At 72.8% G+C, this 14136-nt stretch carries 12 protein-coding genes; 3 read left to right on the top strand and 9 right to left on the bottom strand.

Going from position 1 to position 14136, the window contains the following annotated elements:
• Nucleotides 1-125: 125 nt before the first annotated feature.
• Nucleotides 126-1592: an aminotransferase-like domain-containing protein gene (locus CTZ28_RS23225; protein ID WP_259471760.1), complete on the bottom strand. Its 1467-nt coding sequence runs from the start codon at nucleotides 1590-1592 to the stop codon at nucleotides 126-128.
• Nucleotides 1593-1749: 157 nt separating this feature from the next.
• Between CTZ28_RS23225 and CTZ28_RS23220 the strand changes: the two genes are divergently transcribed.
• Both CTZ28_RS23220 and CTZ28_RS23215 read left to right on the top strand, forming a co-directional pair.
• Entirely contained in the window at nucleotides 1750-2403 is a 654-nt protein-coding gene (locus tag CTZ28_RS23220) for a LysE family translocator (protein WP_121891604.1), read from the top strand.
• Between the two features lie 144 nt (nucleotides 2404-2547).
• The gene (locus CTZ28_RS23215) at nucleotides 2548-4413 is read left to right on the top strand and encodes an NAD-binding protein (RefSeq protein ID WP_121891603.1); all 1866 of its coding nucleotides are present in this window, start codon (nucleotides 2548-2550) and stop codon (nucleotides 4411-4413) included.
• A gap of 211 nt (nucleotides 4414-4624) precedes the next feature.
• Here the strand turns inward: CTZ28_RS23215 and CTZ28_RS23210 are convergent, their stop codons facing one another.
• On the bottom strand, nucleotides 4625-6424 hold the full coding sequence (locus CTZ28_RS23210) for a S9 family peptidase (protein WP_121891602.1): 1800 nt from the start codon (nucleotides 6422-6424) through the stop codon (nucleotides 4625-4627).
• Nucleotides 6425-6546: 122 nt separating this feature from the next.
• Here CTZ28_RS23210 and CTZ28_RS23205 point away from each other — a divergent pair, with 122 nt between their 5' ends.
• Complete coding sequence (locus CTZ28_RS23205) at nucleotides 6547-7338, top strand: SURF1 family protein (RefSeq protein ID WP_121891601.1); 792 nt, start codon at nucleotides 6547-6549, stop codon at nucleotides 7336-7338.
• 31 nt (nucleotides 7339-7369) lie between these two features.
• Here the strand turns inward: CTZ28_RS23205 and CTZ28_RS23200 are convergent, their stop codons facing one another.
• The 7 genes from CTZ28_RS23200 to CTZ28_RS23170 all read right to left on the bottom strand — a co-directional run bounded on the left by CTZ28_RS23200 (nucleotide 7370) and on the right by CTZ28_RS23170 (nucleotide 13946).
• Nucleotides 7370-8545, bottom strand: a complete 1176-nt coding sequence (locus tag CTZ28_RS23200) for a hypothetical protein (RefSeq protein WP_259471759.1) — start codon at nucleotides 8543-8545, stop codon at nucleotides 7370-7372.
• Entirely contained in the window at nucleotides 8542-9216 is a 675-nt protein-coding gene (locus CTZ28_RS23195) for a SigE family RNA polymerase sigma factor (protein ID WP_183154536.1), read from the bottom strand. The genes CTZ28_RS23200 and CTZ28_RS23195 overlap by 4 nt, the downstream gene beginning before the upstream one ends.
• Nucleotides 9217-9637: 421 nt before the next feature.
• Nucleotides 9638-10690: an aspartate-semialdehyde dehydrogenase gene (locus CTZ28_RS23190; RefSeq protein ID WP_121891599.1), complete on the bottom strand. Its 1053-nt coding sequence runs from the start codon at nucleotides 10688-10690 to the stop codon at nucleotides 9638-9640.
• Entirely contained in the window at nucleotides 10687-11964 is a 1278-nt protein-coding gene (locus CTZ28_RS23185; protein ID WP_121891598.1) for an aspartate kinase, read from the bottom strand. The genes CTZ28_RS23190 and CTZ28_RS23185 overlap by 4 nt, the downstream gene beginning before the upstream one ends.
• 290 nt (nucleotides 11965-12254) lie before the next feature.
• Entirely contained in the window at nucleotides 12255-12914 is a 660-nt protein-coding gene (locus CTZ28_RS23180; protein ID WP_121891597.1) for a DUF5063 domain-containing protein, read from the bottom strand.
• Nucleotides 12907-13506, bottom strand: a complete 600-nt coding sequence (recR, locus tag CTZ28_RS23175; RefSeq protein ID WP_121891596.1) for a recombination mediator RecR — start codon at nucleotides 13504-13506, stop codon at nucleotides 12907-12909. Before recR ends, CTZ28_RS23180 begins: the two co-directional genes overlap by 8 nt.
• 95 nt (nucleotides 13507-13601) lie before the next feature.
• The gene (locus CTZ28_RS23170; protein ID WP_121891595.1) at nucleotides 13602-13946 is read right to left on the bottom strand and encodes a YbaB/EbfC family nucleoid-associated protein; all 345 of its coding nucleotides are present in this window, start codon (nucleotides 13944-13946) and stop codon (nucleotides 13602-13604) included.
• Between the last annotated feature and the right edge of the window lie 190 nt (nucleotides 13947-14136).

Raw genomic sequence — 14136 nt, 5'->3', positions numbered from 1 at the left:
GTCCCTGGCTACGGCCGCTCCTCACAGCACAACCGCCGCCGCACCCCCGGTCGACCCCAGCGCCGCCGTCCGGGCGACCCACCCCCGCCCCCGGCCCGGACTCACCGCAGGGCGACGCCCGCCGGTCAGCTCTCGGTCGCCTCCTCCGGGGTGGAGCGGGCCAGGGCGGTCAGGGTGGCGAGGGCTTGGGACAGCGCCTCGGCCGGTGGTGAGGCCAGGGCCAGGCGGACGGCGGGCGGAGCCTGTGGTCCGACGGTGAAGGCGGTGGCCGGCACCACCCCGATGCCGTGCCGCGCGGCGGCGGCGACGAAGGTGTCCGCGCGCCACGGCCGCGGCAGCTGCCACCAGCAGTGGTAGGAGTACGGCTCGCTCCGCACGGCGAGGCCCGCCAGGTGCCGGCCCGCGAGCTCCTGGCGTACGGCCGCCTCCCGCCGCTTGGCCGCCACCAGTGCCCGGACCGTGCCGGCCCGCTGCCAGCGGTCGGCGGCCTCCAGGGCGAACCCCATCGGCGCCCAGCCGCCCGAGCGCAGGGCCGTCGCGATGCCGCCCGCCAGGTCGTCGGGCGCCACCGCGTAGCCGAGGGTCAGCCCGGGGGCGACCCGCTTGGAGAGGCTGTCGACCAGGACGGTCCGGTCGGGCGCGTACGCGGCGAGCGGCGGCAGGTCGTCGCGCAGGAACGCCCAGACGGCGTCCTCGATCGCGGGGACGCCGAGCCGCCCGAGCAGCTCGGCCAGCCGCTCGACGCGGGGTGCGGGCATCGTGCAGGAGAGCGGGTTGTGCAGCCGCGGCTGCACATAGAGTGCGTGCAGCGGGGCGGCGGCGTGGGCGTCCGCGACGGCCTCGGGCACCAGCCCTGCCTCGTCCATGGCCAGCGGCACGAGGGTGATGCCGAGCCGGGCGGCGACGGCCTTGACGACGGGGTAGGTCAGCTCCTCGACGCCGAGCCGGCCACCCGCCGGCACCAGTGCGGTGACGGCGGCGGAGAGCGCCTGCCGGCCGTTGCCGGCGAACAGGATCCGCGCCGGGTCCGGGCGCCAGCCGCCGCGGGCGAGCAGGTCGGCCGCGGACTCCCGGAGGGCCGGGGTGCCCGAGGCACCGGCCGGGCGCAGCGCCTGCCCGAGGGCGTCGGGCCGCAGCAGTCCGCCGAGCCCTTCGGCGAGCAGCGCGCTCTGGCCGGGCACCTCGGGGTAGTTGAGTTCCAGGTCGACCCGGCCGGCCGCGGGTTCGGTGAGCGCGGGGGCGGCGGCGGGCGCGGTGGCCCGGACGAAGGTGCCGCGCCCGACCTCGCCCACCGTCAGGCCCCGCCGGGCCAGTTCGCGGTACACGCGCGCGGCGGTGGAGTCGGCGATGCCGTGCCGCCGGGCGAACTCACGCTGCGGGGGCAGCCGGTCGCCGGGACGCAGCAGCCCGGCCCCGATCTCCTCGGCCACCGCGTCGGCGACGCTCCGGTAGTCGGTCCGGTCACCGTCCCGGACGCCATCCCGGACGCCGGCCCTGTCGTCGGCCCGATGGCCGATTCGGTGGCCGGCCGGGCGGTCGGCCAGGTCATCGGCCAGATGGTCGTTCCGGTGATCGCTGCGACGGTCCTTCACGGCGCTCCCCCACTCCCCTTCGTGAACTCCCCTTCGTACGAACGGACTCCACCCCACCACAGAATTGCACCGAGAGCAATCTTTCTTATTGCACCGAGAAAGTGCAGGGCAATACCCTCATGGCTGACCGGTATTGATCCGAGAAGGGAGGCGTCCCATGGTGGAACCCGGCGGGCTGCTCGGCGTGGCGGTCGTGGCCCTCGGCATGGTGCTCACCCCGGGACCGAACATGGTCTACCTGGTCTCTCGCAGCATCACCCAGGGCAGACGGGCCGGAATGATCTCCCTCGGCGGCGTGGCGCTCGGCTTCCTGGCCTATCTGCTCGCCGCGAACCTGGGGCTTTCGGTGCTCTTCGTCGCCGTACCCGAGCTGTACGCGGCGGTGAAGCTGGCCGGTGCCGCCTATCTCGCCCATCTCGCCTGGAACGCGCTCAGGCCCGGCGGCCTCTCCGTCTTCACGCCGCGGGACGTGCCCCACGACTCGCCGCGCAGGCTGTTCACGATGGGCCTGATGACGAACCTGCTCAACCCCAAGATCGCCATCATGTACCTGTCGCTGATCCCGCAGTTCGTCGACCTCGACCGGGGGCACGTGCTCCTCCAGGGCCTCGTCCTCGGCGCGGTGCAGATCGTGGTCAGCGTCGCGGTCAACCTCGGGATCGTCCTCGCGGCCGGCACGATCGCCGTCTTCCTCGCCCGCCGCCCGTCCTGGCTCAAGGCGCAGCGCTACCTGATGGGCACGGTCCTCGGCGGCCTCGCCGTCTCGCTCGCCCTCGACTCCCCCAACGCCGCGCACGCGGCGCCGAGGTGACACACAGTCACCGTCCCGTACGGGTGCGGGCGTCCAGCGGTGGACCGATCGTCCGATGCTGGAACCACCCGTCTTCTTGGGGCAGTCTTCTCCTTCGTGGGGAGCGTTCCGATTCAGGGTGGACCCGGTGGCGCGCCCGCACCCATGGTGGTGTGCGGCGACGACGGGCTGGCGCACCGGCTGGCCGCCGAGCTGCGCGGGGTGTACGGCGCGCAGGTCACGCTCGTCGTGCCGGCGGGCGCCCGTTCGGCGCGGCCACCGGCCGTCGGGCGGGCCCGGGCCGCGTCTGCGGCGCTGCTGGACCGGGTGAACGCGGCCGTCGGCCGGGCCGCGGGCAACGGCACCGCGCTCGGCGCCCTCGGCACCACCGGCTCAGGCGGTGAACCCGGGCGCGCCGACCGGGTGTTGGAGGCGGCCGAACCGACCGACACGGTGCTCGCCGAGGCGGGCGTGGAGCGCGCCACCGCGCTGGCCCTCGTGTACGACGACGACGAGACCAACATCCGTGCCGCGCTCACCGCCCGCCGGCTCAACCCGCGGCTGCGGCTCGTCCTGCGGCTCTACAACCGGCGGCTCGGCCAGCACATCGAGGACCTGCTCGACCAGGCGGCCGCGTTGGCGTCAGGGGACGACTCCGGCTCCTCGGCCGACGCGTCGACGACCGTGCTGTCCGACGCCGACACCGCCGCTCCGGCGCTGGTCGCCACCGCGGTCGCCGGCACCCGCAAGGTCGTCCAGACGGACGGGCTGCTGCTGCGCGCGGTGGAACGGCCGCCGCCCGCGCCGGGGGTGGTCGCCGACCCCGGGCTGTGCACGCTGGCACTGCTCTCGGCGACCAGCAGCGACCCGGCCGGCGCGGACGGCTCCGAGGGCAGCGGGGAGCGCGGGCCGCACCTGCTGCCCGACGAGGCGGACGTGGCGGCCGCCACGGGCCGCGGGGCCGTCGTCCTTGAGCAGGTGTCGTACGCCGCCGGGCCGCCGCTGCCGGCCGGCCGCACCGGGGTCGTACCGCCGTTCGCCTCGCTGTTCTCGCGGCGGCTGCGGTGGTCGCTGGCCGGGCTCGTGGGGTGCGTGCTCGCGCTGGCCGTGGCGCTGTGGCTGGTGACCGGGATCCATCCGCTGGGCGCGTTCTATCTGACGCTGCTCGACCTGTTCGCGATCGACGAACCGGCCCTGGGCGAACCGCTGGGCCGGCAGATCCTGCAACTGCTGTCCGGGCTGGTCGGCTTGCTGCTGCTGCCGGTACTGCTGGCTGCGGTGCTGGAGGCGCTCGGCACCTTCCGGACCGCGTCCACGCTGCGCAAGCCGCCGCGCGGGCTCGGCGGGCACGTGGTGCTGCTCGGGCTGGGGAAGATCGGCACCCGGGTGCTGACCCGGCTGCGGGAGCTGCACATCCCGGTGGTGTGCGTGGAGGCCGACGCGGACGCGCGCGGCCTCGCCACGGCACGCCGGCTGCGGGTGCCGGTGGTGCTCGGGGACGTGACGCAGGAGGGCGTGCTGGAGGCCGCCAAGATCCACCGGGCGCATGCGCTGCTCGCGGTGACCAGCGCGGACACCACGAACCTGGAGGCCGTGCTGTACGCCCGGTCCGTCCGCCCCGATCTGCGGGTGCTGCTGCGGCTGTACGACGACGACTTCGCGACCGCCGTGTACCGGACCCTGCGGGCCGCGCATCCGGGGGCGCTCACCCGCAGCCGCAGCGTCACCCACCTGGCCGCGCCCGCCTTCGCCGGGGCGATGTTCGGCCGGCAGATCCTGGGCGCGATCCCCGTGGAGCGGCGGGTGCTGCTGGTCGCCGCCGTGGAGGTCGACGGGCACCCGCAGCTGGAGGGGCGCAGCGTGGCCGAGGCCTTCCGGGCCGGGGCCTGGCGGGTGCTGGCGCTGGAGGGGCAGCAGCAGCCCTCCCCCGACCATGTGCTGCGCGCCGGCGACCGGGTGGTACTCGCGGCGACGCGCCGGGGCCTGGCAGAACTGCTGGGCCGCCACCGCAGCCCATCCGACCCCACCTGACCGAGCAACCCGGCACCACCGGCCGCCCCAGGCCGACCGGCCGAGCAACCCGGCACCACCAGCCACCCACCCCGACCGGCCGAACAACCCCGCACCACCAGCCGACCCGCCCCGACCGACCGAGCAACCCGGCCCGCAGCAACCGGACAACCCACCCCGCACCGACCGGGCCGCGCCCGTCCCAACCGCCCGGCAGGAACCGGCCGTTCGCCTACTCCGGCAGGTGACGCTTCGCGAAGTCCAGTTCCAGGCGGACCTGCTTGATCCGTTCGCCGACCACCAGGGAGCCGTGGCCCGCGTCGTACCGGTACACCTCGTGGGCCGCGCCCCTGGATTCGAGCCGCTTGACGTAGTTGTCGATCTGGCGGATCGGGCAGCGCGGGTCGTTGACCCCCGCGGAGATGTAGACGGGAGCCTTGACCTCGTCGACGTAGGTGAGCGGGGACGAGGCCCGGAAGCGGTCGGGGACCTCCTCGGGGGTGCCGCCCAGCAGCGTGCGGTCCATGGCCTTCAGCGCCTCCATCTCGTCGTGGTACGCCGTCACATAGTCGGCGACGGGGACCACGGCGATGCCCACCGTCCAGGCGTCCGGCTGGGTGCCGAGGCCGAGGAGGGTGAGATAGCCGCCCCAGGAGCCGCCGGTGAGGACGAGCCGGCGGGGGTCGGCCAGGCCCGAGGACACCGCCCAGTCGCGGACCGCGGCCACGTCCTCCAGCTCGATCAGGCCCACCCGGTGCTTCAGCGCGTCCGTCCAGGCCCGGCCGTAGCCCGTCGAGCCGCGGTAGTTGATCTGCACCACCGCGTAGCCGTGGTCCACCCAGGCGGCCGGGCCCGCGGCGAAGGAGTCGCTGTCGTGCCAGGTCGGGCCGCCGTGCAGGTCGAAGACCGTGGGGAGGGGGCCGCTCGCCCCGGCCGGCTTCTGGATCAGCGCGTGGATGCGGCCGCCGGGTCCGGTCACCCATACGTCCTCCACCGCGACCGAGGGCGGGCACGTCATCCCGGGCGGGTCGAGGACCACCCGGCCCGTCGTCGAACGCACCGCGGGCGGCTCGGCGGCCGAGGACCACAGGAACTCCACGCTGCCGTCGGGCCGGGCCGTGGCGCCGGAGACCGAGCCCGGCGGGGTCGGGATGCTCGTCAGCTCGCGGCTCGCCAGGTCGTAGCGGAACAGCTCGCTGCGCGCCTCGAAGCTGTGCGCGACGAGCAGGGCGGCGCCGTCCGGATACCAGTCCGCGCTCACGTCACCGGGGAGGTCCAGGGCCAGCTCGGTCTCCTCGCCCGACACCACGTCCCAGACCAGGGGCTCCCAGCGGCCCCTTCTCTGATGGCCGATGAGCAGCCGGGTGTCGCCGTCGACCGGCGCGAAGCCCAGCACTTCAAGACCCAGCTCCTGCGTGCCGCCCTTGCTGTCGTCGAGTTCGGTGACGGTCGTGCCGTCCGGGCGCAGGACACGCAGCGCGGAGTGCATCGCGTCACCGTGCTCCGTGTGCTCGATCGCGATCAGCGAACCGTCGTGGGAGAGGTCGCCGACGCCCGCCGACTCGCGGTGGCGGTAGAGCTCGAACGGCTCCTCGCCCTCGCGGGCCACATGGATCGTCGTACCGTCCTCGTCCGTCGAGCGGCCGACGATCGCCGTACGGCCGTCACGGGCGAGAGCGAGGCCGGCCGGGTAGGAGGGCGCGAGGCCCGGTGTGGCCTCCTCGTCCGCGCCGCCCGTGAACGGCTGCCGCCGCCACACGCCGAACTCGTCCCCGTCCTTGTCGTCGAACCACCAGATCCACGCGCCGTCCGGGGAGAGCAGCCCGTCCGTCGTGCCGTTCGGCCGGGCCGTCGCCTGGCGCTGCGCTCCCGTGGCGCGGTCCCACGCGTACAGCTCGTACGTCCCCGTCGCGTTCGACACGAACAGGGAGCGGTCGGGCGCGTCCTCCGCCCAGTCCGGCAGCGACACCCGCGGCGCGCGGAAGCGCTTTTCCCAGTCCGGCATGCTGCTCTCACTCTTGGCCCCAGTCATGGCCCCATAGTGCCTGGTCCCACCGGTCGTCCGCTGCCGAGTACCCGCAGGCTGTGGATAACTTCCGCGGCTGTGGGCGCCCCGGCGGCCGAAGCCGCGGCGGCAGCCCGTACCGTGGGGGCGTGTACCGGTTTCTGCTGACACCCCGCTGGTGGGGCATCAACGTCTTCGTGCTGCTGGCCATCCCGTTCTGCATCTTCATGGGATCGTGGCAGCTGAGCCGGTTCGAGGACCGGGTGCAGGACCACCGTGACGCGACCGAGCAGGCCGCGGCGGGCAGAACGGAGGCGGCACGTCCGCTGGCCGAGCTGCTGCCCGTCGACAAGGCCACGTCCGGCAAGCGGGCCACCGTGACCGGCCGCTACGGCGAGCAGCTCCTCGTGCCCGACCGGGAGCTGGACGGCAGGACCGGTTCCTATGTGCTGACGCTGCTGCGCACCGGCTCCGGCAAGGCGCTGCCCGTGGTGCGCGGCTGGCTGCCCGGCGCCGCCGACCCGGCGAAGGCACCCGCCCCGCCGGCCGGCGAGGTCACGGTCACCGGTGCGCTGCAGGCGTCCGAGACGCCGGGCGACAACGGGGTCAGCGCCGCGAGCGGGCTGCCGTCGGGGCAGACGGCGGCGATCAGCACGGCGTCCCTGGTGAACCTGGTGCCGTACCGGATGTACGACGCGTGGATCACGCTCGACAACGGCGACTCGGGGATGAAGACGGTGCCCGCGTCGGCGCCCAGCGGCTCGGGCCTGGACCTGAAGGCGTTCCAGAACCTCGGCTACACCGGTGAGTGGTTCGTCTTCGCGGGTTTCGTGGTCTTCATGTGGTTCCGGCTGCTGCGCCGCGAGGCGGAGTTCGTCCAGGACGCGGAGCTCGGCCTGGTGCCGGACGAGGAGAAGGTCCCGAGCCCGTCCGGGGTCTGATCCGCCGGGCCCCGGCCGCCCGCCCCGAGGGTCACGCCCCGGCCAGCACTCCGGTCCAGTAGACCGTTCCCGCGCAGGCGTTGGGCACCGTCGTGGCGACGGCCGGTCCGCCCGCCTGAGGGGTGTGCAGCACCTGGATGCTGCCGTCGGTCGTGACGTCCCCGGTGAGCAGCTGCGCGGTGGTGTTGGACGTGCCGCCGGTGGAGGTGCCGCCGGTGCTGCCCGGGTCCTGGCTGGGGCTCGGGTCGGCGCTCGGCCCGCCGGTCTCCGAGCCGCCGGTGCCGCCGCCCGTGGGACAGGTCTCCGAGGGCACGAAGGCGAACTTCTCCACGTAGGCGCTGCCGGGCGACAGGACCAGGCCGGTGGTCTCCTGGGACGGGGCCGGCAGGCCGGCCGCGGCGTCACCGGCGACATGCCGGACCGCACTGATCTTGGCCTGGTCGGCCGCGCCCTGGGCGAGGGCGCTCACAGTGCCCGCGCCGCCGACGCTGCAACTGGTGCCGGAGACGTTGGTGACCCGGAAGGAGCCGTAGACGACGCCCGTGGAGTCGGGCGCGTCGGCGGTGCCGGCGCCCTGGGCCAGCTGGGTCGCCGTGCACACCGGGACGCCGGTGCGCTCGGTGGTTGAGGGATCGGTGGCGCCGGTCGAACCGCTGACGGGGGCGTTTCCCGTGCGCGGGTCCTCCTCCTTCGTGCCGCCCTTGTCCGGGCGGGGGGTCTTGTCGCTCTCGCCGCGGGCGCTGCCTTCCCCGCCGTCCGGGTTCTTGCCCTGGCCGGCACCGCCCTGGGCCTGCGAGGCCTGGCCGGCGATGGAGGTGTTGGGGTCGGTGCCGCCGGAGTTGGAGACGTGCACGAAGGCCGGGACGGCGGTGCCGAGGAACAGGGCCGCGGCCGCCATGCCGACCGCCGCGTGCCGCTTGCGCGCCCGCCGGACGGGCACCGCACGCCGCAGGTGGTCCAGGGTGCCGTCGCGGGGTTCGAGGTCCTCGACCGCCGCGTGCAATATCCGGCGCAGGCCCAGTTCGTCGTGGTCGAGGCCGTCGAGCCCGTCGAGCCGCTCGGGGCCCTTGTCGTCGGGGCCGTGGTTCACAGTTCCGTTCCCAGCGTGCGATTGCGTGTGCTCTTGCTCGTGCCGCCGTGGCGGCTCGTGCCCGGCGTGGGACTCCTGCCGCTCGTGGCCGTCGTCCGGCTCGGGGCGCCCGCTCATGCGGTCGCCTCCATGGCCAGCCGCAGCGCCGCGATGCCGCGGGAGCCGTACGCCTTCACCGAGCCCAGCGAGATGCCGAGGGTCTCGGCGACCTGGGCCTCGGTCATGTCCGCGAAGTAGCGCAGGACCAGGACCTCGCGCTGGCGGCGCTGCAGCCCCTTCATCGCCTTGATCAGGGAGTCCCGCTCCAGCTGGTCGTACGCGCCCTCCTCCGCGCTCGCCATGTCGGGCATCGGCTTGGAGAGCAGCTTCAGGCCGAGGATGCGGCGGCGCAGCGCGGAGCGGGACAGATTGACGACCGTCTGGCGCAGATAGGCGAGGGTCTTGTCCGGGTCCCGGACGCGTTTGCGGGCCGAGTGGACGCGGATGAAGGCCTCCTGGACGACGTCCTCGCAGGAGGCGGTGTCGTCGAGGAGGAGCGCGGCGAGGCCGAGCAGCGAGCGGTAGTGCGCCCGGTACGTCTCGGTGAGGTGGTCGACGGTCGTACCGGCCGCCGCCGTCTCCTCGGCGCCGTCGCGCTGGCTGGGGATGCGGGCGGGCCGCGCTGCGGGCATGGGCGCGATCACCGGCATGCCGCCGGGCGCGCCGGATATACGGGGGCGCAGCGCCGCGGGGCGGGGCCGCAGGGGCGTGCCGCGCACCGCGCTGCTGAAATCGAGTACCTCTGCCACGTCAGTTGGACACGCTTCCCCCCGAAGGGGTTGTACGTGCCGGACGTCACGTTCGCGCCGGGCGGCATGACCGACGATGTCGTCGCGTCGGGCCGCACGCCCGACGCCGCCTCACATGTCGCCATGCGCCCTGTTCTTCCCCTGTATCCCATATGAACGGGCGTCCCCACGCCCTGATCACGGCGTCCCCACGCCTGGATCATCGCGTCTCCACGCCCCGGTGGGGCGAGCACAACGCCCCGAAGGGCGACCGCAAAGACGCTCCCCGCCCTGCGCGCGGTTGCGGAAGGCGGGGAGGAAAATCCTCGGATGCCGGGGCATCCGGTTCAAGTGGCCCGGATCATGCTCCCGGCCACACTCCTCCACAGATCCTACAAATGGATCCGCTCCGAGCCAGGGCTTTTCCGGTACCGCTCGGTTCTCACGAGAACTCCGCCGCCACCAGCTCCGCGACCTGCGCGGTGTTCAGCGCCGCCCCCTTGCGCAGATTGTCGCCGCAGACGAAGAGTTCGAGCGCCGTCGGGTCGTCCAGCGCCCGCCGTACCCGGCCCACCCAGGTCGGGTCGGTGCCCACCACATCGGCAGGGGTGGGGAACTCACCGGCGGCGGGATTGTCGAACAGCACGACGCCCGGCGCCGTGGCGATGATCTCCCGGGCGCCGTCCACGGTGACCTCGCCCTGGAACCGGGCGTGCACGGTCAGCGAGTGCGTGGTGACCACCGGCACCCGCACACAGGTCACGGCGACCGGCAGTTTGGGCAGTCCGAGGATCTTGCGGGACTCGTCCCGCACCTTCATCTCCTCCGAGGACCAGCCGTCCTCCCGCAGCGACCCGGCCCAGGGCACCACGTTCAGCGCGACCGGTTCCGGGAACGGCCCGGTGCTGTCCCCCACGGCCCGCCGCACGTCACCGGGGCTGGTCCCCAGCGCCGTGCCGGCGACCAGGGACAGCTGGGCCCGCAGGGTCTCCACGCCGGCCCGGCCCGCCCCGCTCACCGCCTGGTACGACGACACCACCAGCTCGCGCAGCCCGAACTCGGCGTGCAACGCGCCGAGGGCGACGATCATCGACAGGGTGGTGCAGTTGGGGTTGGCGACGATGCCGCGCGGCCGGACCCGGGCCGTGTGCGGATTGACCTCGGGCACCACCAGGGGCACGTCCGGGTCCATCCGGAAGGCGCCGGAGTTGTCGACCACCACCACACCCTTGGCGGCGGCGATCGGCGCCCACTGCGCGGAGACCTCGTCGGGTACGTCGAACATGGCGACGTCGACCCCGTCGAAGGCCTCCTCGGACAGGGCCACCACCTCGACCTCCTCGCCGCGCACGGCCAGCTTGCGGCCGGCCGAGCGCGCCGAGGCGATCAGACGGATCTCGCCCCAGACGTCCGCGCGCTGGGACAGGATCTGGAGCATGACCGTGCCGACGGCTCCGGTCGCTCCCACGACCGCGAGCGTCGGGCGTACGGTCATCGGCCGGTGCCCCCGTAGATGACGGCCTCGTCGCTGTCGGAGTCGAGCCCGAAGGCGCTGTGCACCGCGCGGACCGCCTCGGGCACGTCGTCGGCGCGGGTGACCACCGAGATACGGATCTCGGATGTCGAGATCAGCTCGATGTTCACGCCCGCGTCGGACAGCGCCTCGAAGAACGCGGCAGTGACCCCGGGGTTGGTCTTCATTCCGGCGCCGACCAGGGAGATCTTGCCGATCTGGTCGTCGTAGCGCAGGGAGTCGAAGCCGATGCCCGGGCGGTTCTTCTCCAGGGCGTCGATGGCCTTGCGGCCCTCGGTCTTCGGCAGCGTGAAGGAGATGTCCGTGAGGCCCGTGGCGGCGGCGGACACGTTCTGCACGACCATGTCGATGTTGATCGCGGCGTCGGCGATCGTGCGGAAGATGGCGGCCGCCTCACCGGGCTTGTCGGGCACGCCGACGACCGTGATCTTGGCCTCGGAGGTGTCGTGCGCGACACCCGAGATGATGGCCTGCTCCACCTTCGTGTCCCCTTGCTCGATCGGCTCGCTGCTGACCCACGTGCCCTTGAGCCCGCTGAAGGAGGAGCGGACGTGGATCGGGATGTTGTACCGGCGGGCGTACTCCACGCAGCGGTGGAGCAGCACCTTCGACCCGGACGAGGCCAGCTCCAGCATGTCCTCGAAGGAGATCCAGTCGATCTTCCGGGCCTTCTTCACCACGCGCGGGTCGGCGGTGAACACGCCGTCCACGTCGGTGTAGATCTCGCAGACCTCGGCGTCGAGCGCGGCGGCGAGCGCCACGGCCGTGGTGTCGGACCCACCGCGGCCGAGGGTGGTGATGTCCTTCTTGTCGGCGCTGACGCCCTGGAACCCGGCGACGATGGCGATGTTGCCCTCGTCGAGCGCCGTGCGGATCCGGCCCGGGGTGACGTCGATGATCCGGGCTTTGTTGTGGACCGAGTCGGTGATGACGCCTGCCTGGCTGCCGGTGAAGGACTGGGCCTCGTGGCCCAGGTTTTTGATCGCCATGGCCAGCAGGGCCATGGAGATACGTTCTCCGGCGGTCAGCAGCATGTCGAACTCACGCCCGGCAGGCATCGGGGATACCTGCTCGGCGAGATCGATCAGCTCGTCCGTCGTGTCGCCCATCGCGGAAACGACCACAACCACCTGGTTGCCGTTCTTCTTCGCTTCCACGATCCGCTTGGCGACGCGCTTGATGCCCTCGGCATCGGCTACGGAGGAGCCTCCGTACTTCTGCACGACAAGGCCCACGTGCGCTCCTCGCTCATTCCGGTCGATTGCCCGCTCAGTCTAGCCAGCGTCCGAAATTCCCCTCCCGAGTACCGCATGGTGAGATGTCCGGTCGCCGCGCCGAGCGCTGTCCGGTGAGTCCCTGCCCAAAGTCACGCAAGTGATGGCTGTGCGTTAACTTTCAACTTCTTTCCTCGCGCGGGACGCTCCGCGGAAAGGACCGCCGTGACACGCCGTCGGTCGGCTGCGGCGGCATCGTGGCCGGTCGCGCGGTTCCCCGCGCCCCTTCGGGGCGCTGCCGAACCACAGGGCTACCTGCCCGAGCGCAGCCCCAGCGGCGTGGCGATCTCCTGCTGCATCACCCGGCCCGCCTCGAACTCCAGGTTCTCGTCGCCCATGCCCTGGTCGGTGTCGAGGCCGTCCAGCTCCTCCAGGGGCTGGTTGAGACGGACGTGCGCGAGGACCGAGTGCAGGGCGCGCAGGGTCGCGGAGGCGGTGGAGCCCCAGTTGGAGAAGTACGAGAACTGCCACCACCACAGCGCCTCCGTGGTGCGGCCCGCGCGGTAGTGCGCCATGCCGTGCCGCAGATCGGTGACGACGTCCGCGAGGTCGTCGGAGACCCGGGCGGGCACCGGCGCGGTGCGCGGCTCGTAGGGGTCGAAGACCTCCGAGTAGACGTCGACCGGCTCCAGCAGCCGGGCGAGGTTCTCGCGCAGTTCGTCCACGTCCGGGTCCGGGCCGGTGTCGGTCTCGTAGCGCTCGTCCGGGACGATGTCCTCGTGCGCGCCGAGGCGCCCGCCGGCCAGCAGGAGCTGGGAGACCTCCAGGAGCAGGAAGGGCACCGCCGAGTCCGGCTCGTCGCCCTTCGCCACCTCCGTGACGGCCACCAGGAAGCTCTCCACCTGGTCCGCGATCTGGACCGCGAAGTCGTCCGGGTTCTGCGTCGTGGCGTGCAGCGTGGCGTCAGACATCTAGGAGTCGTCTCCCCTCGAAGGCACGGCCGAGCGTGACCTCGTCCGCGTATTCCAGGTCGCCACCCACCGGGAGGCCGCTGGCCAGGCGGGTGACCTTCAGGCCCATGGGTTTGATCATGCGGGCGAGGTACGTGGCCGTCGCCTCGCCTTCGAGATTGGGGTCCGTGGCCAGGATCAGCTCGGTGACGGCGCCGTCGGCCAGGCGGGCCAGGAGCTCCCGGATGCGCAGGTCGTCAGGGCCCACGCCCTCGATCGGGCTGATCGCGCCGCCGAGCACGTGGTACCGGCCGCGGAACTCCCGCGTCCGCTCGATCGCCACCACGTCCTTCGGCTCCTCGACCACGCAGATGACCGAGAGGTCGCGGCGGGCGTCCCGGCACACCGCGCACAGCTCTTCCTGCGCCACGTTGCCGCAGACCGCGCAGAAGCGGACCTTCGCCTTCACCTCCAGGAGCGCCTGGGCCAGCCGCCGTACGTCCGTCGGCTCCGCCTGCAGGATGTGGAAGGCGATCCGCTGCGCGCTCTTGGGACCGACGCCGGGCAGCCGCCCCAGTTCGTCGATGAGGTCCTGGACCACGCCTTCGTACAACGGACTGCCCTTCCTGGAGTCTTTCCCGGTACGTACGGTAGATGGCTGCCGCCCGTCCTAGGAAGGCGGTGCGGGTGTCGTGCCCGTGGCGAACGTCAGAACGGCAGGCCCGGGATGCCGCTGCCGCCGCCCAGGCCCTGCGCGAGCGGGCCGAGTTTCTGCTGCTGGAGCGTCTGGGCGTTCTCGTTGGCCGCGTGGACGGCGGCGACGACCAGGTCGGCGAGGGTCTCGGTGTCCTCCGGGTCCACCGCCTTGGGGTCGATCTTCAGCGACCGGAGTTCACCGGCACCGGTGACGGTGGCCGTCACCAGGCCGCCACCCGCCTGCCCGGCGATCTCCGTGTTCGCCAGCTCCTCCTGGGCCTTCGCCAGTTCCTGCTGCATCTTCTGGGCCTGCTGGAGCAACTGCTGCATGTTGGGCTGGCCACCACCGGGAATCACGATCAGCTCCTGGTTCGGTCTCGTCTTCCTCCGTTGAGCACGAGCCTACGTGGTCCACGCGGCCCTCGCTCCGCCACTCTTTCGGGTGAGAAGGCCCTGACTCCTATACCTGATCAAGACCCACTTCCGGGCAGAAAAGTGACGAAAGCTCCGCCTTCGCCACCCATTGGGCGGTAGGAAGGACGCCGCA

It is taken from the genome of Streptomyces shenzhenensis (assembly GCF_003688995.1).
Classification (GTDB): Bacteria; Actinomycetota; Actinomycetes; order Streptomycetales; family Streptomycetaceae; genus Streptomyces; species Streptomyces shenzhenensis_A.
Note: the sequence above shows the minus strand (reverse complement) of the source record. Positions and strands in the feature narration are given on the sequence as shown.